Origin of the sequence: Cytobacillus sp. Hm23, assembly GCF_051842895.1 — a bacterium.
Taxonomy (GTDB): Bacteria; Bacillota; Bacilli; order Bacillales; family SM2101; genus Nanhaiella.
The window spans coordinates 1-18,678 of sequence record NZ_JBPXRQ010000008.1 but is presented as its reverse complement, the minus strand read 5'-3'; the positions used below and the strand labels follow the sequence as shown (position 1 = coordinate 18,678).

The 18,678-nt window shown below is 35.4% G+C and carries 22 protein-coding genes and 1 tRNA gene; 12 read left to right on the top strand and 11 right to left on the bottom strand.

All coding sequences use genetic code 11. The features are described from left to right. Positions 1-18: 18 nt before the first annotated feature. The 4 genes from ACSVDA_RS06455 to ACSVDA_RS06440 all read right to left on the bottom strand — a co-directional run bounded on the left by ACSVDA_RS06455 (position 19) and on the right by ACSVDA_RS06440 (position 1,923). Positions 19-840, bottom strand: a complete 822-nt coding sequence (locus ACSVDA_RS06455) for a cytochrome D1 domain-containing protein (protein ID WP_485881777.1) — start codon at positions 838-840, stop codon at positions 19-21. Positions 841-1,088: 248 nt separating this feature from the next. Continuing rightward, complete coding sequence (locus ACSVDA_RS06450) at positions 1,089-1,403, bottom strand: hypothetical protein (protein WP_485881775.1); 315 nt, start codon at positions 1,401-1,403, stop codon at positions 1,089-1,091. Continuing rightward, positions 1,403-1,717 carry a hypothetical protein gene (locus ACSVDA_RS06445; RefSeq protein ID WP_485881774.1) on the bottom strand — a complete coding sequence of 105 codons (315 nt, stop codon included), beginning with the start codon at positions 1,715-1,717 and terminating at the stop codon, positions 1,403-1,405. Before ACSVDA_RS06445 ends, ACSVDA_RS06450 begins: the two co-directional genes overlap by 1 nt. A gap of 71 nt (positions 1,718-1,788) precedes the next feature. Next, positions 1,789-1,923: a hypothetical protein gene (locus ACSVDA_RS06440; RefSeq protein WP_485881772.1), complete on the bottom strand. Its 135-nt coding sequence runs from the start codon at positions 1,921-1,923 to the stop codon at positions 1,789-1,791. A gap of 272 nt (positions 1,924-2,195) precedes the next feature. On the opposite strand from ACSVDA_RS06440, the gene ACSVDA_RS06435 reads away from it, so the two are divergent. Beyond that, the gene (locus ACSVDA_RS06435; RefSeq protein WP_485881771.1) at positions 2,196-2,567 is read left to right on the top strand and encodes a YolD-like family protein; all 372 of its coding nucleotides are present in this window, start codon (positions 2,196-2,198) and stop codon (positions 2,565-2,567) included. Positions 2,568-2,694: 127 nt separating this feature from the next. Here ACSVDA_RS06435 and ACSVDA_RS06430 read toward each other — a convergent pair whose 3' ends face one another. Both ACSVDA_RS06430 and ACSVDA_RS06425 read right to left on the bottom strand, forming a co-directional pair. Then, positions 2,695-3,573: a tyrosine-type recombinase/integrase gene (locus tag ACSVDA_RS06430; RefSeq protein WP_485881769.1), complete on the bottom strand. Its 879-nt coding sequence runs from the start codon at positions 3,571-3,573 to the stop codon at positions 2,695-2,697. Between the two features lie 182 nt (positions 3,574-3,755). Continuing rightward, positions 3,756-3,852 (bottom strand) — tRNA-Sec (locus tag ACSVDA_RS06425). Positions 3,853-4,486: 634 nt separating this feature from the next. On the opposite strand from ACSVDA_RS06425, the gene ACSVDA_RS06420 reads away from it, so the two are divergent. The 3 genes from ACSVDA_RS06420 to selB all read left to right on the top strand — a co-directional run bounded on the left by ACSVDA_RS06420 (position 4,487) and on the right by selB (position 7,222). Next, positions 4,487-4,819 (top strand): DUF4257 domain-containing protein, encoded by a 333-nt coding sequence (locus ACSVDA_RS06420; RefSeq protein WP_320210548.1) that lies wholly within the window; start codon positions 4,487-4,489, stop codon positions 4,817-4,819. A gap of 74 nt (positions 4,820-4,893) precedes the next feature. Further along, positions 4,894-5,097 (top strand): hypothetical protein, encoded by a 204-nt coding sequence (locus tag ACSVDA_RS06415; RefSeq protein ID WP_485881767.1) that lies wholly within the window; start codon positions 4,894-4,896, stop codon positions 5,095-5,097. A 214-nt stretch (positions 5,098-5,311) separates the two neighbouring features. After that, positions 5,312-7,222: a selenocysteine-specific translation elongation factor gene (selB, locus tag ACSVDA_RS06410; protein ID WP_485881765.1), complete on the top strand. Its 1,911-nt coding sequence runs from the start codon at positions 5,312-5,314 to the stop codon at positions 7,220-7,222. A 119-nt stretch (positions 7,223-7,341) separates the two neighbouring features. Here selB and selD read toward each other — a convergent pair whose 3' ends face one another. After that, a complete protein-coding gene (gene selD, locus ACSVDA_RS06405) occupies positions 7,342-8,394 on the bottom strand; it encodes a selenide, water dikinase SelD (protein ID WP_485881763.1) in 1,053 nt (350 codons plus the stop codon). Between the two features lie 208 nt (positions 8,395-8,602). Between selD and ACSVDA_RS06400 the strand changes: the two genes are divergently transcribed. After that, a complete protein-coding gene (locus ACSVDA_RS06400) occupies positions 8,603-8,812 on the top strand; it encodes an Rdx family protein (protein ID WP_485882023.1) in 210 nt (69 codons plus the stop codon). Positions 8,813-9,045: 233 nt separating this feature from the next. Here ACSVDA_RS06400 and ACSVDA_RS06395 read toward each other — a convergent pair whose 3' ends face one another. Continuing rightward, the gene (locus ACSVDA_RS06395) at positions 9,046-9,426 is read right to left on the bottom strand and encodes an Hsp20/alpha crystallin family protein (RefSeq protein ID WP_485881761.1); all 381 of its coding nucleotides are present in this window, start codon (positions 9,424-9,426) and stop codon (positions 9,046-9,048) included. Positions 9,427-9,542: 116 nt separating this feature from the next. Between ACSVDA_RS06395 and selA the strand changes: the two genes are divergently transcribed. Further along, positions 9,543-10,946, top strand: a complete 1,404-nt coding sequence (selA, locus tag ACSVDA_RS06390; RefSeq protein WP_485881759.1) for an L-seryl-tRNA(Sec) selenium transferase — start codon at positions 9,543-9,545, stop codon at positions 10,944-10,946. Between the two features lie 4 nt (positions 10,947-10,950). Here the strand turns inward: selA and ACSVDA_RS06385 are convergent, their stop codons facing one another. After that, the gene (locus tag ACSVDA_RS06385; protein ID WP_214482391.1) at positions 10,951-11,094 is read right to left on the bottom strand and encodes a small acid-soluble spore protein P; all 144 of its coding nucleotides are present in this window, start codon (positions 11,092-11,094) and stop codon (positions 10,951-10,953) included. Between the two features lie 124 nt (positions 11,095-11,218). Between ACSVDA_RS06385 and ACSVDA_RS06380 the strand changes: the two genes are divergently transcribed. Further along, positions 11,219-11,479 carry a hypothetical protein gene (locus ACSVDA_RS06380; protein WP_485881758.1) on the top strand — a complete coding sequence of 87 codons (261 nt, stop codon included), beginning with the start codon at positions 11,219-11,221 and terminating at the stop codon, positions 11,477-11,479. Positions 11,480-11,736: 257 nt separating this feature from the next. On the opposite strand, the gene sspO is transcribed toward ACSVDA_RS06380, so the two are convergent. After that, on the bottom strand, positions 11,737-11,886 hold the full coding sequence (gene sspO, locus ACSVDA_RS06375) for a small acid-soluble spore protein O (RefSeq protein WP_214482393.1): 150 nt from the start codon (positions 11,884-11,886) through the stop codon (positions 11,737-11,739). A 315-nt stretch (positions 11,887-12,201) separates the two neighbouring features. On the opposite strand from sspO, the gene acnA reads away from it, so the two are divergent. From acnA to ACSVDA_RS06350, 5 genes are all read left to right on the top strand, one after another. Next, a complete protein-coding gene (acnA, locus tag ACSVDA_RS06370) occupies positions 12,202-14,907 on the top strand; it encodes an aconitate hydratase AcnA (protein WP_485881757.1) in 2,706 nt (901 codons plus the stop codon). 499 nt (positions 14,908-15,406) lie between these two features. Then, entirely contained in the window at positions 15,407-16,417 is a 1,011-nt protein-coding gene (locus ACSVDA_RS06365) for an NADP-dependent oxidoreductase (protein ID WP_485881755.1), read from the top strand. A gap of 496 nt (positions 16,418-16,913) precedes the next feature. Continuing rightward, positions 16,914-17,501, top strand: a complete 588-nt coding sequence (locus tag ACSVDA_RS06360) for a TlpA family protein disulfide reductase (protein WP_485881754.1) — start codon at positions 16,914-16,916, stop codon at positions 17,499-17,501. 378 nt (positions 17,502-17,879) lie between these two features. Further along, positions 17,880-18,011: an FbpB family small basic protein gene (locus tag ACSVDA_RS06355; protein ID WP_320210539.1), complete on the top strand. Its 132-nt coding sequence runs from the start codon at positions 17,880-17,882 to the stop codon at positions 18,009-18,011. An 84-nt stretch (positions 18,012-18,095) separates the two neighbouring features. Beyond that, complete coding sequence (locus tag ACSVDA_RS06350; protein ID WP_320210538.1) at positions 18,096-18,242, top strand: acid-soluble spore protein N; 147 nt, start codon at positions 18,096-18,098, stop codon at positions 18,240-18,242. Between the two features lie 282 nt (positions 18,243-18,524). Here ACSVDA_RS06350 and ACSVDA_RS06345 read toward each other — a convergent pair. After that, on the bottom strand, positions 18,525-18,678 hold a 154-nt coding region (locus ACSVDA_RS06345), incomplete at its 5' end, for a transposase (protein WP_485882021.1).

Below are 18,678 nucleotides of genomic sequence, written 5' to 3'. Positions count from 1 at the left end.
CCGTTCAAATGAGCGGGGCTAATTCGGTGTGAATGCGATAGCAGCCGGATTTGCACCAACATCGACGGTAGCAATAACGGAATGTGTTTTTACGTCAATAACCGATACAGTTCCTTCAATGTTATTTCCTACGTAAGCTAATTTTCCATCTGGTGTGAAGGAGATAAAACGTTGAGGTGGATTATTATTTTCTACTTGAATTGTGGCAATAACCGAGTGAGTTTTTATGTCAATAACTATGACAGTGTTTCCATTCGAAGTAGGTACATAAGCGAGTTTTCCGTCAGGTGTAATAACGATGCTGCTCGGCGCATCTTCGTTTCCAGTTAAAGGAATTGTTGTAATAACAGTATGAGTTTTTACATCAATTGCGGAAACTGAGCCAACACCACTCGGATTTGAATTTACAACATAAGCGAGTTTTCCATCCAGAGTAAAATCTACTTTGATAGGTGCTATTCCAACTACAACAGTAGCTATGACCGAGTGTGTTTTTACATCAATAACTGATACGATATTTCCTCCACTAACAGTTGCATATGCAAGTTTTCCATCCGGTGTAAAGGAAATTACATCTTGTGGGAAAAATACTATATTATTACCTATTTGCACGGTTGCAATAACTGAATGTGTCTTTGTATCAATGACAGATACTAAACTAACATTATCAATGCTATCTAAAATTAACACATAGGCGATCTTTCCGTCTGGAGTAATAGCGATATTAGCATTAGCTGGAATATTTATAGAAGGAATGGTTGCGATTACGGTGTGACTTTTAGTGTCTATAACAGTTACATTATTACTCTGTGACATACTAACAACATAAGCCAGTACCATCGTACCGACCCCCTTTTATTCGTTTATAACAGTGTATGCGGTGATTTTCGTTGCGAGTATTGAAAAAGCCCCGTTCAAATGAGCGGGGCAGTGCTAGTTCAGCAAGGCGAAGTATTTCTTCGCTTCATATTATGTATGTTTGGAGGTTGACTGTTGTTTGTATTTATTAATTAACCGTTGCAAATTTTTTTACATTGATAACATATCTTCGCTCGGGATGAACGCCATTCCGACCCCAAAGATCGCAACTACCCCCAGTTTATATTTACTTCTTTGGCGTTTACTTCTTTTAAATGAGCGTTGTAATACTTCCGGATTCTATATAACTCGGCGGCTGCCTTGTTACTGGATAGATTAAGCGGCATAGTAAATCGTAATAATGCTTCGTTATGAAAATAGTAAAAATCGTAATAATGACTCGGAAACGACTTTTTAATTTTTACCATTCCTTCGTCAACTTTGAACGTTAACTCATCGTTTTCACCTAAACAACAGAGAGTTTCCTTCGCTTCTGAAATCGTGGATATCATTTTCAACTCTTCGTAAATGCCATAGTCACTCATTACGTGTTTGTCTCCTCCCGTTGTCTTAGCGCTTCTCTTTCAAATTGCGCAAACTCTTTCGTTTTATCTTCCTGCATTTTGACAAATTCGCGAATCCACACGATCTTTTTCTCGAAGTTCATAAACTCAATGATTACCATATCGAGCTGATCTTCGATGTAACCAACTACGCAACAAATGTGCCAGTGTCCGTTAACTTTATAAAAGAATGTTCGCGGTAATCTCTTAGTCGTTAAGTTCGATATGCCTAGTTCTACGTATTTAGTTTTCGCCTCTTCTTCGCTTTTGAAGTATACTTCCCTAGATGTTTCCACGGTATCTGGTCCTTCTCTTGAATCTTCTATACCAATAATCTATCATTTTTTACAGTTTACGACAATATGAATTAACTGAACTCTCGACCATAAACCACATTCGCCGTTTTTTTCCCGTGCTCGATCACGTCCTTAACCGCATTCTTAGCCCACTGCCTCGCTAAATCATCCGTACCACCGGCTTTAAAATGAAAGTCAACAATCATGCGAGGACTAAAAACGCAAAGTGTAAAAGCATCGTCTATGAGTATCCTCCTTTACAACGAAGTATTTTCGTAAGTTATTGCGTTCATATAATATGTAGGAACACGAAATATCACATTTCATAATTGCTCTCACGACACTACGCGTAAATTCTCTTTCGCCTTTTTGCATTCGATCGCCTCCGTCTATTTTCGTTGTTAATGACTTCTAATTTGCGATGAAACTTCCTTGTGACGATAAATTGAACGATTGCACCACGAACTTATGTTCGATTATGAAATCGTTATGGAGGCGATTAGTAATGACGATAAAAGACAGAGGAATCGTAAAATGGGCGCCAGCATTTCAGATGCCGGAACAAGGAAAATTGAAGCGCGAGGCTGAACGGGCGTATTACCACGTTGAAAAACCGACAGTTGACGAATATATGCTAACGAAGTGGGAGGAACGAATTTACCTCGCAATGGAATTTCATTACACCGTTAAGTTCAAGACGTGGCATGACGGGGCTATTTCGACATTAATTGGTGAAGTGCATTTCATTGATGATAGGGCACGGGAGTATGTCGTTGAAACGAATACCGGATTTAAGCGAGTGAAGTTTAGCGAAGTGGTGGGTGTTGAAGTAGACGTATATGACGGGTAAAAAAAAGCCGGTGTAAAAACCGGCTGTAGTTCTCATTTATTACCAAAAACTCGATTCAACGGTGAGTAAGTGTTGTGTTGCCTTTTTATATCAACGTCAGTCATTTGTACGTAACGTCGAACCATGTTCATATGTGAGTGACCAAGTATTTTTTTAAGCTAAACGGAACACCTCCGTATAGTATATAATACAATGCTCCAGTATGTCGAAATGTGTGCGGTGATACTCGCTTATCCTTAATTCCTGCAATCTTACCAACTAAGGCTATATCGTCACGAATAGTGCTTGTACTAATTTTTCGCCCCTCGTATGTTAGAAAAGCGTATTCACTATCGCAATCCTCCGTTTCAACCAAATACTCTTTAAGTAGGCGGATGGTTTTAGAAGAAAGTGGCACATAACTACCTACTCGCGTCTTAGTTTCGAGGCCCTCTAATTTTATAGTGCCTGACTTCAAATCGATATTATTACGTTTAAATTCAACTAGCTCTGAAACTCTTACTAACGTATCAAGTAATACGTACACAACAACCTTAGTGCGAAATCCAACGTAAGTCGAATCATCAATCGTGCCTATCATTCGCTTAACTTCCTCACTTGTAAATACTTCTATTATGTCTATCGGCGCTTTAATTGGTTTAAACCGTTTATGTACCGGCTCGTCTATCCAACCTTTTTCCTCGTACGCATAGCGCACAAATGCCCTCATAGTTCTGACTCGAATATTAATAGTTGCTGGCGCTAGTTCCATCTCCTCGGCCATGTGCGCAATCCAGCTGCAAAATAATTCTGTCGTCATTTCCTCGCGTGGAATATCATTTTCAACATACCGCATAAAATATTCGTAGTGAATATAGTATTCGTCGATAGTTCTATTTGCGAGTCCTTCGGCTTTCTTGAGATACATAAATTGTTCGAACATCTCGCTCATTGACATCGATAAATCTACGCGTTCTCTTGAGGAATTGTCGCGATTGTATCTTCTCGTAATAGTTTTTTTACGCATAAAAATAACCCCTTTCAATTTTTGAAAGCGGACAGTTTCATCGTCAGACTATAACGGTTTTTCATTACGGATCATAACAGTCTTTCTTAAAACCGGGCGAAATCCGTTAGGGGAATCTCGCACAAATCACCGTATAAAATCATCGATCAAATCACTAGAAACCCTTATGCCGAAAGGTATGTTGGCGGGACTGCATGGGAATCGAACCCACCAAAGACGACACGCGCCTCTCAAACGGTTTTGAAGACCGCGGCACTCACCAGATGTACACCCAGCCCCACAATGATTAAAAATAGGATAATTAATAGTAATTTACGAGTACATTATACAATCCACTACATAAAATCTGCAAGAGAAATTTTTTGCATATATTAATTTTAAGATTAATAGATTAAGACAAGGAATCTGTTTATTATATATAAATAATAATAATATTAAATAATTTAATGGTGATAGTTAAGATATATGTCTCCGCAATATTGACACTAGTACTTGAATACCATAGCAAAACAAGAGCTATGCAAGTACAAATTCCTATTTTTATAATTATAAGATAAAAAAGGAAAATAATGTTTTTATATATGTTATGATAATAAATAATAATATAGCCCATTAAAGGACAGTGAACAAGCTTAAGAAACGCTTAAAAAAAACTGAAAATTAAGAATAATTAGATGTAATTTACTTTTTTTACTCCAATAAACTCAATCCCCTAATATATTTATTAAACCATCTACCCACTATTAGAACTATTGCTTCTAATTTCTATCAAACCTATATTATGCAATTGAATATAGTATTAATTCTTTTTTAACTGCTATCTACACAGTCACATGCTTAGGTTTAGTAAAATTGTAAAGGAAGTTAAGTAGAATTTTAGTGTTTTATAACTAAAAGGAGGTTGAGGTGAGAAATGCTACTTGAAACCGTGTTAATTTCGGCGATAGTAGGGGGGGTTACGGGAATCATTGCCCATCTCATTCGCAATAAAAGAGTTCTCATCTTCCCCAAAAAAAGGACAGAGCCAAAAGGTTATGATGTTGGTTTTATTGCGGACTTTTTAATAGGTGCAGTGGCTGCAGTTTTAGCTACAACATATTTATTTTCACCGTGTAATGTTACAGATTTAGTCGGTATCTCAATATTATCAGGAATGGCAGCTGAAAATATATTATTACATCGAGAAATTAAAACTGAGCGAACAAAAGTAGATGGACTTGAACGTGTTAAAAAAAGGTTAATGTAGTCGCATGAATGATCCAACGATTAAAGGTTTTTATGATATAATAGCAGTACTGATAAATTAACGGAGGTCTTTTCATGCGAGGATTAGCAAAGCATCTAACTGAAGCAGAGAAAGAGCAGGTTGATCGGCTAACAGAAAAAATGAAGAATGCCTTAACTGAAGAAGAAGTACAGTATTTTGAAAACAAGATCCATGATCTATTAGATGAAGTTGAAAAACGTGTAACTAACCTAGATATGCAAAAGGCAATAGAAGAACAAGCAGCTACCATTGCGTAATATTTGTCCTTGGCATACATGGCATATATCATACATTAATTGCCAAGTATTCGTGTTGTGACATTCAAAAATTATGCTTTGAAAATAGTGTGATTAGTGTTTTTTTAAATGCTATCTAAGAGGTCTATACAATAGCTTATTACTTTATCAGTCTTAAAATAATACAAAGATAAATTACAATGTAAAATTGTGATTGAGTTGCAGGTGATGTTACGTGACAGAGCAGCATTATACGATCGGCCTAGCTGGTCATATAGATCACGGAAAAACAGCTTTAACGAAAGCGTTGACAAATGTAGATACTGACATATTGAAAGAGGAGAAGGAACGCAAGATTACTATAGAGTTAGGGTTTGCACCTTTGCACCTTCATGAAAACATGATAGCCTCAATCATTGATTGTCCAGGTCACGAACGGTTTATTAGACAGATGATCTCGGGAGTGGCTGGCATAGATGTTGTTGTTATTGTTATTGCAGCCGATGAAGGTGTCATGCCACAAACAAAGGAACACCTAGAAATATTATCGTTTTTAGGAATTAAACATGGAATTATTGCAATTACTAAAATAGATACAGTAGATGATGAAATGCTTGAACTCGTTAAAGAAGATATTCATTCAGAGTTACAAGGGACAGTTTTTGAATATGCTCCAGCCCTGTTAGTTGATAGTTTGTCAAATAAGGGAATTGATGAGCTTAAAGAAGTATTACTAAAACTATTACGGACAATCTCTCCACGAAATACAAGAAATGTATTTCGATTGCCAATCGACCAAGTTTTTACGTTAAAAGGTCAAGGCACAGTCGTAAGAGGAACAGTGTTTGATGGGTCTGTGCGGGAAGATGAGCAAGTAACGATATTACCTTCAAACCAAAGAGCAAATATAAGGCAAATGCAAATGCATAGCAAACCAGTAGATGAAGCTTGGGCTGGACAAAGAATAGCTATAAATGTATCGTCCTTACGTGATGAAGTGAAACGTGGTGAGGTTTTAGTTTCTTCTTCAGAATCTTATTTAGTGACAAATACGATTGATATTGCACTTTCACTTAGTAAGCATGTTAAGCACACACTAAAACAAAGGTCTCTAGTAAAATGCCACATTGGAACAGCTGAAATCATGGCGAAAATTGTTTTCTTTGATCGTAATGAAGTAAATAGTGATGAAGTTCATGAAGAAATTCTCTGTCAACTCCGTTTAGCAGAGTCAACGGTTGTGACAAGAGGAGATCGTTTTATAATTCGTAGGCCTACTCCAGTAGAAACAATTGGTGGAGGATGGGTAATTGACCCTAATGGTCAGAAATACCGTTTTGGCAAAGATACGGTATCTATGTTGCATAGCAAAATGAAAGGGACTCCGAAAGAACGTTTAATAGATATGATCGAACAAGCTGGTATCATTTCCATATCTGACATTAATAAGCGTAGTTCGATTAACGAACGCCTGGTAGGTGAATTGGTCTTACATCCAGAGTTTGTTGTTATTAAAAAGAACCAAGTTACTCTAAATGCTATTATCCTTAATATAATTGAAGAGATGAAATCATATTTACATACTTACCATGTTCGTTATCCACTAAGAACAGGAATCAACAAAGCGGAATTACTTCAACACTTTTCAACCAAATATCCAACACAAGTGCTTGATTTTGTACTTACTCAAACGTCGGATCAAGATATATTTATTAAGAAAGAGCAATATATCTCAATGCATTGCTTTACTCCTAGTTATCCTAAACAATGGGCAAAACGAATGGAGAATATGATTCAAATGATCCGAAAGGACGGAATTACAGTTCTGTCTTGGGAAGAATATGTAAAACAATCAGGAATACCTAATACGGAAGCTGACGAACTAAGAAATCATTTGATATTTACTGGAAAACTTATAGGAATAAATGGTAAATACTATATTCATTTTGCAGCGTTACAAGAAGCTATTGCAAAGCTACGCTCACATTTTCCGAAACAGTTTGAGCTCAAAGACGCTAAAGATGTTCTCCAACTATCTAGGAAGTATTTAGTACCATTACTTGAACTATTTGATAAGTTAAAATATACGACAAGAGAAGACTCTAAACGAGTATGGGTTCAAATAAGAAGTAGCGGTTCAGAATAGATTCCCGCTGCTTCTTCAGTTTGGACCTTTTGTTATATCATTTCATGGCTTGTGAACAGCTTAGTTTGTAAATGTTTAACTATTATTTCTCGTGTACAGGTCCAATTAAAGTAAAAAACTTATTGCACGAATATAAACTTATCTTCTTTTTCTATTACACGCCCGATAATCGCTGCGTCTTCAATACCATTATTATGTAGCTCTTCTACATACGATTTTGCATCGTTTATAGGCATACTTATAAAGAGCCCACCCGAAGTAATGGCATCACATAATAGTAACTGTTCAGTTTCAGTGATGTTCGTACCATATGTCACAGATTGTTTCAGCCATTGATGATTGGCTTTTGAGCCTCCTGGTATTACTCCATTTTCTGCTAGCTTATGTGCACCATCTAATAGAGGTGTTTTCGAGTAATCAATTAACATGCTTACATTGCTTCCTCGCGCCATTTCACTTGCATGTCCAAGTAATCCGAATCCTGTTATATCAGTAACAGCACTTGGTGTATATTTTTGTAGTAAATCAGCTGCCATCTTGTTCAATTGAGCCATGGTTGCTGTAACTTGTTTTGTCTGGTCGAGTGTTGTTTTATCGCGTTTAATGCCAGTTGTTAAAACTCCTACACCGAGTGGTTTCGTAATCACCAATACATCTCCAGGTGTAGCACCAATATTTTTCCATATTTTATTCGGGTGAACAAAGCCAGTAACAGATAATCCAAATTTAGGCTCTTGATCATCAATGGAATGCCCACCAATAATTAGTGCATCTGCTTCTGCCACCTTATCAGCAGCTCCCTTTAAGATTTGTGCTAGAATTTCTGCCCCTAGTTTGTTGATTGGGAAACCGACAATGTTTAATGCTGTTCTTGGCGTAGCTCCCATCGCATACAGGTCACTCAATGCATTCGCAGCTGCAATTTGACCAAACATATATGGATCGTCAACGATTGGAGTAAAGTAATCTAAAGTTTGTACTAATGCTAGTTCATCAGTTACTTTGTAGGCTCCTGCATCATCAGATGTTTCATGCCCGACGAGAAAGTTTGGGTCATTCTTTTGTTCAGGTAAATAGCGCAAAACTTGCGCTAGGTCTTGTGGACCAATTTTACAGCCTCAACCAGCTTTTGTTGATAATGCAGTTAAACGGATTTTTTCATGTTCACTCATCATCTTCACCTCCGTTAATAAAAGTATAGACTGACAATAAAAAAAAACCAATAGTTTAAGTAACTTTACGATATAATAATGGATGTACTACAATAAAAGTGGATGCAAAATATTTGCATTCACATGTTAATTTGGCATATGTTGAAATAATTAATTTAGTACTGGAGGAATAGTTGTGAAAAATTATAAAGTATCCGTAGAATTTTGTATGCAGTGAAACTATGCACCTAGAGCTGCGAGTTTCGCAGAGAAGTTGTTTTCTCATTTTTATTCTCAAATAACAAGTCTTGAGCTTATCCCGAGTTCAGGTGGTGCTTTCGAAGTTTCAGTTAATGGTGAGAAAATTTATTCAAAGCTTGAAACTGGTGAACATCCGGATGCCAATGAAATTATAAATATGATTGAGCAAAAAGAATAAATGGAATAAGAAGTGAACATGTTCAAAATAACATAAACATTGGTGTATGATGTGGAAACTTTATTCCAACTGACCGAGACTGCAAAATCTTCAATTCTTCAATTCTTCTTCTCGGTATGGATACACTTATAAAGCAATCAGATCAATTTAAAAAGCATCTGTTCACAGCTAGTGACTGATGCTTATTTTTGTGGTCAAATTTCCTACCATATTGCGTGAAGATGAATATGATATTACTGTATGTTAATATGTTTTGTTTGAACATTTGTTTTAGCTTCTTTACTAATATAAATTTCTAAAATGTCATTATGAAACAGTGCTTTTATTGCTTTCGATTCAATAGAAAATGGAAGAATCACGTTTCTTTCAACTACCTCTTGCTCATTTTTGTTAACGAGAATTGACACCTCATTATTGTGTCTTGTTATATTAATGTGCTGTTTTTTCACATTAGGTAATTCTGCTTCGACTATATATTCATGTTCAGTCTCAAATAAATCAACTCTAAATTGCTGCTCGTCAAGAATCTGATAGAAAGAGTCATGAAAAAATTGCTCCATCCAATCTTCAATACATTGGATTTGCATCGCTTTAGGATATTTGTTATTAACCATTTGAATTATCCTCCAGAAATATACTATTGGATATGATATGATGATTGAACGAAAAAGGTGTCAACGATTAAAATGGTTAAAATATAATTGATAAAAAATGGACAGGGGAAGATTCCATGAGAATTGATTTATTAAGACAATTACCACCAATACATATATTGCAAAAAAACAATCAATTTTTTACTATGCTATTAGAGTTTAATATTGACGAGCAGACGTTGACTCAAGTTATTCAAACCGAAGTGAATCAATTGAGAGAACAGCTTTTATCTAATGAATATATCATTCAATTTCATGGACAGGCCTCCATGGTTAATCATATATTTACTCAAGTTAAAGCTAAACTACAGTCAATGTCTGAATATCATTTACAAAAAGTAGTTAATGCTACGGGAGTGATCCTACATACAAACTTAGGAAGAGCCCGCTTAAGTGATTCAGCTGTAAAGAGGGTAGTAGAAATTGCATCAAATTACTCCAATTTAGAATTTGATCTAGATTCGGGGACAAGGGGTTCTCGGCATGACATCATTGAGAAGATTATTAGCCAAGTGACAGGTGCTGAGGCTGCGATGGTTGTCAATAATAATGCCGCTGCTGTATTTTTAGTATTAAGAGCATTAGCAAAGGATCGAGAGGTCATTGTGTCCAGAGGGCAGCTTGTTGAGATCGGGGGTTCATTTCGAATCTCAGCTATTATGGAGGAGAGTGGAGTATCCCTTAAAGAAGTTGGGACGACAAACAAAACTCATCTACACGATTATGAAGAAATAATTAATGAGCAAACTGCGATGATCATGAAGGTGCATACGAGTAACTTTAAAACGATTGGATTTACTAAAACAGTACCTACACAAAACCTTGTACAACTTCGAGAAAAATATGAAGACATTATATTTTATGAAGATCTTGGTAGTGGGAGTTTATTTGATTTTCAGAAAAATGGCATTGGGGATGAGCCTGTTGTAAGAGACATCCTTGAACAAGGAGTTGACTTAGTATCTTTTAGTGGAGATAAATTATTAGGGGGTCCTCAGGCAGGAATAATTGTTGGGAAAAAGCCTCTTATTGATCTGCTAAAAAAACATCAGCTTGCGCGGGTCTTAAGAGTTGATAAAATGACTTTTGCAGCACTTGAAGATACACTTTTGTCATACCTGAAAGGTAATATACTTGAGATCCCAACATTGCGAGATATATTGGAAACGACTGGAGCAATTAAACAGCGTTCTGAGCATTTTATAGAATTGGTTAACACCAAAACAAATGATTATAAGTTCGCTTTATTAAAAGATGAATCCGAAATTGGCGGAGGAACAATGCCAGGAGTTACTCTCCCTACATATGTTGTAACAGTAGAGCACCATAGCAAATCGTCTCAACAGCTATCACAACAGTTAAGAAGGAGCACACCGAGCATTGTTACTAGAATTAATAAAGGCAAGATCGTACTAGATTTTAGAACTGTGACTTTAGAAGAGGCAAATGTAATAGTTGATATATTACATAGGATTTCATAATTTTTTACATATCATGTCCTTTATTATGCTTCTGTCTCGTATGGTTATGATTTTTCACTTTTTTCGATCCGTCTAATGGTTCAGGCTGGCCGGGGTTTTCACCATCAGGAGCATTTTTTCGAATTCCTTTAGTATTATTTTCATCCATGGATAAATCTCCTCCTTCTTTTTTAGGATGACAGTAAAGTTTTTTTTTATTCAATGAATAGATATTAGAGGCTTTGTCTATACTAGCTAAGAAAGTTCCATCTATTTGAAGGAGTTGACAATAAGTGCCTTATCATAAAAATAAACAGCAAGCTTTTCAAGCTGCACAACAAGGTACAGAGGAAGTTAAGGACGTATACAATAATATCGTAGAGAATCGAGCGGATTATGGTTCTGAATTAAAACATTTATCTAATGAAATTAATGAAGCTTACGAACAAATAAATAATGCACTTGAAGTTGCCTCTGAAAACCAAAAGCCAAAACTTGAGCAATTTCAGCAAGATTTACACACGATTGTAAATGAAATCAATAATACACCTTAAACCTGCATTGGCAGGTTTTTTTGTCTTTACAATTTAAATTTCATTGTTTTTTGTGTTCTATTAGAATCAATTTTTGTGCTTTGAACTTATTTTATGTATTAAAGAAACAGCCATTTCACAAGAGAAGAGGTGTATATTCTTGCGAAATGGCACTTGTCCTTGAAATTTTGTTCAGAATATTTTTTTATGATGTAATGTTATATAAAACAAGGTTCGTGCATTAATCATGATTAAAATTTACGAAAAGGTCTGGTTCTTTATTGATTTTTCTTTCTCTTCTTATTGTTTGCTCTTTGCTCAGCTGTCAATGGCTCATTTTGCATTTCTTCATTATAACCCGCACCCATTCCTTGTGATTTTGCATCATTCATACCAGGGATGACATGGTTTGCTTTACGTTTGCCCATTTCTTCACCTCCATCATCTTTATAATTACAATTTTTGCTGATAAATTGCAGACACTACTATTTTTTATTTGCAAGGGAAAAAATATGTATAATAAGGGAAACTTATCATTTTCAATAACATTATTGATATTTACTTATAATCTTCCTTGTATTAAGATGGATGAGAAGTAATTTAGAATTGGGAGAAAAAATGATATTTTTCGATAATACTCTCAACTAATTATTGAACATATTAATAATATGTTCAAATTAATGTGCGCTCAGAAGGGTTTTTGAGACTACATTCTTAAAATTTCGACACAGGGGGAAGGACAAATGACAAAGCAAGACGTTTTTCAAGCACGTTCTTCATTTGAAGTTAATGGAAAAAAGTATAATTATTTTCAATTAAATTCTTTACAAAAATTAGGTAACATTACTCGCCTACCATATTCTATTAAAGTTTTGTTGGAATCAGTCTTACGTCAAGTTGACGGTCGAGTAATTACAAAAGATCATGTGGAAAATTTAGCTAAATGGGGTACTAAGGATATAAAAGCAATAGATGTACCTTTTAAGCCATCACGTGTTATTTTACAGGATTTCACAGGGGTACCAGCTGTCGTTGATTTAGCATCACTGCGTAAAGCTATGGCAGATATGGGTGGAGATCCAGATAAAATTAACCCTGAAATTCCAGTAGATTTAGTAATTGATCACTCTGTACAGGTTGATAAAGCAGGTAGTGCAGATGCGTTAAACTTTAACATGGATTTAGAATTTGAACGAAATGCAGAGCGTTATAAATTTTTAAGCTGGGCTCAAAAATCTTTTGATAATTATCGTGCTGTACCACCAGCTACTGGTATCGTTCACCAAGTAAATTTAGAGTATTTAGCAAATGTTGTTCAAGCGGTTGAAGATGAGAATGGCGAATTTATTGCTTATCCTGATTCGCTTGTTGGTACGGATTCACATACGACAATGATCAATGGTATAGGAGTTCTAGGCTGGGGTGTTGGTGGTATAGAAGCAGAGGCAGGTATGCTAGGACAACCATCTTATTTTCCAGTTCCTGAAGTCATCGGTGTGAAGCTAACAGGAGCTTTACCGAATGGCACTACAGCGACTGATTTAGCATTAAAAGTAACTCAGGTACTTCGTGCTAAAGGTGTTGTAGGAAAATTTGTTGAGTTTTATGGACCAGGTGTTGCTGAATTACCACTTGCAGATCGTGCGACAATTTCTAATATGGCTCCAGAATACGGGGCAACTTGTGGTTTCTTCCCAGTTGATGAGGAAGCGCTTGAATATATGCGTTTAACAGGTCGTTCAGAAGAACAAGTGAAAGTTGTAGAAGCTTACTGTAAAGCTAATGGTATGTTCTTTACAGCTGATGCAGAAGATCCTATCTTTACTGATGTGGTTGAGATCAACTTATCAGCAATAGAAGCAAACCTTTCAGGACCAAAACGTCCACAAGATTTAATACCACTTACTAAAATGAAGGAAGCATTTAATACAGCTTTAACAGCAGAAGCTGGTAACCAAGGATTTGGGTTAGATAAAGCTGAATTAGATAAAAAAGTAGCTGTTAAATTAGCAAACGGTAATGAGACAACGATGGAAACTGGTGCGATTGCGATTGCTGCTATCACATCTTGTACGAATACTTCAAATCCATATGTTTTAGTGGGAGCTGGATTAGTAGCGAAAAAAGCAGTTGAAAAGGGCTTGCAGGTTCCTGAATATGTAAAAACATCATTAGCTCCTGGCTCTAAAGTTGTTACTGGATACCTTAAAGATGCTGGTTTACTCCCATACTTAGAGCAACTTGGTTTTAACGTAGTAGGTTATGGTTGTACAACATGTATCGGTAACTCAGGTCCATTGGCAGAGGAAATTGAAGAAGCAGTTGCGAAAAATGATTTATTAGTTACTTCAGTACTTTCTGGTAATCGAAATTTTGAAGGCCGTATTCATCCTTTAGTCAAAGGAAATTACTTAGCATCACCTCCATTAGTTGTTGCTTACGCTCTTGCAGGTACTGTTGATATTGAATTGCAAAAAGATGTAATTGGAAAAGATAAAGACGGTAACGACGTTTACATGAACGAAATTTGGCCAACTATGGAAGAAGTAAAAGAAGTCGTTAATCAAACTGTTACACCAGAATTGTTTAGAAAAGAATACGAACAAGTATTTGATGACAATGAGCGTTGGAATGAAATAGAGACTTCTGAAGAAGCATTGTATAGTTGGGATGAAGATTCTACTTATATTCAAAATCCACCGTTCTTTGAAGGGTTATCAAAAGAGCCAGGTACAGTACAAAACTTAAAAGGCTTACGTGTAGTTGCTAAATTTGGAGACTCTGTCACAACAGACCATATTTCACCTGCTGGGTCAATTGGTAAAGATACTCCTGCTGGTAAATATCTACAAGAACAAGGTGTAACGCCACGAGACTTTAACTCTTACGGTTCTCGACGTGGAAATGACCGAGTGATGACAAGAGGTACATTTGCTAATATTAGAATACGTAACCAAATCGCTCCAGGTACAGAAGGCGGTTGGACCACTCATTGGCCAACTGGCGAGATCATGTCAATATATGAAGCATGTATGAAGTATAAGGAAGATGATACAGGACTTGTTGTATTAGCTGGCAATGACTATGGAATGGGAAGTTCACGTGACTGGGCTGCTAAAGGAACGAACCTTCTAGGAATCAAAACTGTCATTGCTGAAAGCTTTGAACGTATTCATCGTAGTAATCTTGTTCTTATGGGTGTTCTACCACTACAGTTTAAACAAGGTGAAAGTGCTGAAAGCTTAGGGTTAACAGGGAAAGAAACAATCGAAGTTGCTATCGATGAATCTGTAAGCCCACGAGACCATGTAAAAGTGACAGCTACTGATGAAGCGGGTAATCAAAAAGAATTCGAAGTACTTGTGAGATTTGATAGTGAAGTTGAAATTGACTACTATCGCCACGGTGGTATTTTACAAATGGTTCTTCGTGACAAATTACACGGATAATTTAGAATATACTAAGTAAGTTAAAAAGGGTCTGACTAATTCTATATAATGTGAAAGGGAGTATACCAACATTTTTGCATAATATAGTATAAAGGTCTGGCCCTTTTTCTTTGTATAGCTGTTTATTTTGCAGTAGTTAAACTCTTAACAAAAAGGTGTTCTTAACAGCTTTTTAGCTTAAATGTAAGGACATCAAAAATGATCTTATTGTAGCAATATCAATTATAGTTAATATAATGACAAACCTGTTAAAAGTATGTAGCAACAGGTAAAAATCGTACATAAATTAATTAGTTTGAATAGTAGAAGAAAAAGGGACAACTACCTGTTTGTTTATCAAAACCCTTGGTTAGATAATATAGTCCAACTGCCAAATTTATTATGTTCAATATCTTTATTGTTATGATGAAATCAACTTCTTTTTTGTTTAGAACAGTTTAGTATATAATCTAACGGTGTAGGGTAGTTTGTAGTATAGAAAGAGAAAGGAGATTCAAATATGCGTAGTGAAGAAATTCAACTAGCTTCAAGGCCACAAGGTGTTCCAAACAATGATAACTTTAATTTTGTCGAAATTAATTTACCCGCTCTCAATTCTGGGGAAGTCCTTTTAAAAACTTTATACTTATCTGTAGATCCATATATGAGAGGAAGAATGAGGGAAGGGAAGTCTTATGCTGCCCCATATGAACTGCATCAACCAATCGTCGGTGGTGTCATAAGTGAAGTAATGGAATCAAAGTCAAAGAAATTGATAAAAGGGGATATCGTTGTAGGTTTTCAGAAATGGGCTAGAAATCAAGTTGTTCATGAATCAGAGCTCCAGAAAATTGATCCATCCCTTGCACCAATTTCGACTGCGTTAGGAATTCTCGGTATGACTGGCTTAACCGCATATTTTGGTTTACTAGATATTGGTGAACCGAAAGAAGGAGAGACTGTTGTAGTATCGGGAGCTGCAGGGGCTGTTGGTATGATCGTTGGGCAGATTGCGAAGATCAAAGGCGCTCGTACAGTTGGGATAGCTGGTTCTCAAGATAAAATCGACTACTTACTAAATGAGCTTAAATTTGATGAAGCTATAAACTATAAGAGTGAACATTTCAAAGATGAATTAGCAAGCGCATGTGCAAGTGGGGTAGATGTCTACTTTGAAAATGTTGGAGGGAATGTGTCTGATGAAGTATTTAAACATTTAAATGTACATTCACGCATCCCAGTGTGTGGAGCGATTTCTGCATATAATTTGCAAGAAGACATTGGACCTCGCATTCAAACTACTTTAATTAAAAACCGCACTTTAATGAAAGGGTTTCTAGTAGGTGATTATGCACATCGTGCTAGTGAAGGGATTCTACAATTAGCACAATGGTTAAAAGAAGGAAAATTAAAATATGAAGAAACGATTATCGAAGGGTTTGAGAATACACCTGAAGCATTTATTGGCTTATTTAAAGGTACAAACTTAGGCAAATTATTAGTGAAAGTTGCTGAGCCGTCAGATCATTAACATAAGAAGTGCTTACAATAAAAGCGTTGATTTTTGACGCTTTTTTGTAAGGTTATTTTTACGGTAAAGGCTCCTTTTCGAATTAATTGTAAGAGCTAAGCAGATTTATAACAAAAGTTCACCGCATCTTTTCTTTTCTAAAGACAATAAAAATTCTATAATATACATCGGTGATTGAATGTGAGTGGTAAAAGCAATAAAGCTTACGCAAAGAGCCTTGTTAGAGGCTAATTTCGATATTGATAGTTGTTTTTCGTCATAAGAGTAAACACACAAAAAATTATTAGCGTTCGAGGCATCTTTTTTCACTAAAGACTATAAAAGATCTATAATATACATCAGTGATTAATGTAAGTAAAAAAAAGCAACAAAGTGTACGAAAAGAGCCTTGTCATAAAATGTTTATAAAGAGAAATATTATTATTACATATAAACATTTATAATAAATCATATAACGTTACATGAGTTTTCACCATGGTATTTAAGGAGCGTTGGAATGAAAAAAATAATAGCTGTGATCTTAATAATAGGTTTTATTGGAGTAAGTATTTGGCAAGTAGTATCTGCTGGAAAAAATGGTAGCATTGAAGAAGTTGGCAAACAGTTTGGAAATGATACTGAAACAGCTCATGTTGATGAAAAAACTAGTAACGCAGAGGCAGCTGTTGAAGGTATTGCAGTAGGAAATAAGGCTCCTGATTTTGAATTACCTACTTTAAATGGCGAATCAATAAAGCTCTCTGACCTGCAAGGAAAAAAAGTAATAGTGAACTTTTGGGCAACTTGGTGTCCACCATGTAAAGAAGAGATACCTGATTTTCAGTTGTTTCATGAAGAGTACGGCTCTGATGTTATGATCTTAGCGGTAAATGTTGATCCAGAATATGATGTTGAAAGTTTTGTGGATGAATATAAAATGACTTTTCCTGTTCTGTTAGATGAAGATGATAATGCTAATAGGATTTTTCAAGTATTATCAATTCCGACTACGTATTTTATTGATAGTAATGGGATAATTAGAAATAAGTTTGTGGGTCAACTGTCTTATGAAAAGATGGAAAAGTTTATTGATGATATGAATTAGAAACGATGTTTTGTTAATCCGACAAAGAAAATAAACGAGTGTAGGATTTATGATAATGCTGCTGAAAATGGAAGGCTCTGTTCATAAACTTTGTTGTTATAATTAATGATTATGGACAGTATCGAGTTTTAAGAAACTCAATAATTACAATAGTAGAAAAGATGTCGTTATTGCTAATCGTTTTAGTACTAATATGTTAGAATGAATAACAACAATCTTTGCAAAACAGTCAAATGTAAAAAGTAAGGAAAAGAAACTTATCAAAGAAGTTTCTTTTTTTGTGTTTATATAATAATGATTTTTCGAAAAGTTGTAATAATTTATACGTTTGTTGGGTAATACTAACGTTAAAATAAAATATAAAGGATGGTGAGAAAATTGCGAAAAATTAAAAAAGTCACTTTTGAGGAATTAGTACGAGAAAATAAAAAAGAATTATTAAAAGATCAAGAGGCATTAGAGAAAATTGAATTAAAGCTCGAACAAAAAATGATCAGAAAAATCCAATAGTTTCAATGATGAAAACTTTTGCTCCTTTCATACATGAATAAGGTCAACTTGACCATAATAAATGATGAAAAGGGGGGGTTATACATGGCTAAACAGTTTAATGATAAACGTAGTCATTATACACCAAATCATATCGGAACTCAGCCTAGAGGCTTCGGTGGTAATAAAGGAAAAAAAATGCAAGATCAATCTGGTGAAAAACCAGATGTCATACAAACCAAAGGTGAATGAAGTTAGTATATATTGTGGTTTTGAGCGCTTTGTAATTAGTTCATTATAGACTCTACACAGAAGATCAATAATTGTATGTGTACTGGTAAAGCAAAAGCATAGTCATGAATAAGTTAGAGGCCTAAAATCGCTTCTAGCTTTTTTTACGAGTATTTATTCATAAACTATTACCATATAAAGGGTGTTTTGCTAGATCATTATTAATATAAGGTTGAAAAAAAAATAGCGACGCATTCCCCTTCAAAATCTATTTGATTTAGTGGGGGTTAGTCGCTAAGGTCTTCATTCACCTTGTTCTTCAATGTATTTTTTTATTGTGTCAATGGTAGCTCCTCCTGTAGTTAAAACCATATAACTACGGTTCCAAAAATAAGGTTTCCAATAGTATTTCGAAAGTTCCTTTTGGAACTCTTTTCTTATATATCTTGATGTTACA

Bases quoted from the DNA above. Each gene is read 5' to 3' on its own strand.
- ACSVDA_RS06385 (WP_214482391.1), bottom strand. From the start codon at position 11,094: ATGGATGAAAATAATACTAAAGGAATTCGAAAAAATGCTCCTGATGGT.
- acnA (WP_485881757.1), top strand. From the start codon at position 12,202: ATGACAAAGCAAGACGTTTTTCAAGCACGTTCTTCATTTGAAGTTAAT.
- ACSVDA_RS06350 (WP_320210538.1), top strand. From the start codon at position 18,096: ATGGCTAAACAGTTTAATGATAAACGTAGTCATTATACACCAAATCAT.
- ACSVDA_RS06435 (WP_485881771.1), top strand. From the start codon at position 2,196: ATGAAATCGTTATGGAGGCGATTAGTAATGACGATAAAAGACAGAGGA.
- ACSVDA_RS06450 (WP_485881775.1), bottom strand. From the start codon at position 1,403: ATGAGTGACTATGGCATTTACGAAGAGTTGAAAATGATATCCACGATT.
- sspO (WP_214482393.1), bottom strand. From the start codon at position 11,886: ATGGGCAAACGTAAAGCAAACCATGTCATCCCTGGTATGAATGATGCA.
- ACSVDA_RS06430 (WP_485881769.1), bottom strand. From the start codon at position 3,573: ATGCGTAAAAAAACTATTACGAGAAGATACAATCGCGACAATTCCTCA.
- ACSVDA_RS06420 (WP_320210548.1), top strand. From the start codon at position 4,487: ATGCTACTTGAAACCGTGTTAATTTCGGCGATAGTAGGGGGGGTTACG.
- ACSVDA_RS06365 (WP_485881755.1), top strand. From the start codon at position 15,407: ATGCGTAGTGAAGAAATTCAACTAGCTTCAAGGCCACAAGGTGTTCCA.
- ACSVDA_RS06395 (WP_485881761.1), bottom strand. From the start codon at position 9,426: ATGGTTAATAACAAATATCCTAAAGCGATGCAAATCCAATGTATTGAA.
- ACSVDA_RS06415 (WP_485881767.1), top strand. From the start codon at position 4,894: ATGCGAGGATTAGCAAAGCATCTAACTGAAGCAGAGAAAGAGCAGGTT.
- ACSVDA_RS06455 (WP_485881777.1), bottom strand. From the start codon at position 840: ATGGTACTGGCTTATGTTGTTAGTATGTCACAGAGTAATAATGTAACT.
- selA (WP_485881759.1), top strand. From the start codon at position 9,543: ATGAGAATTGATTTATTAAGACAATTACCACCAATACATATATTGCAA.
- ACSVDA_RS06440 (WP_485881772.1), bottom strand. From the start codon at position 1,923: ATGATTGTTGACTTTCATTTTAAAGCCGGTGGTACGGATGATTTAGCG.
- ACSVDA_RS06360 (WP_485881754.1), top strand. From the start codon at position 16,914: ATGAAAAAAATAATAGCTGTGATCTTAATAATAGGTTTTATTGGAGTA.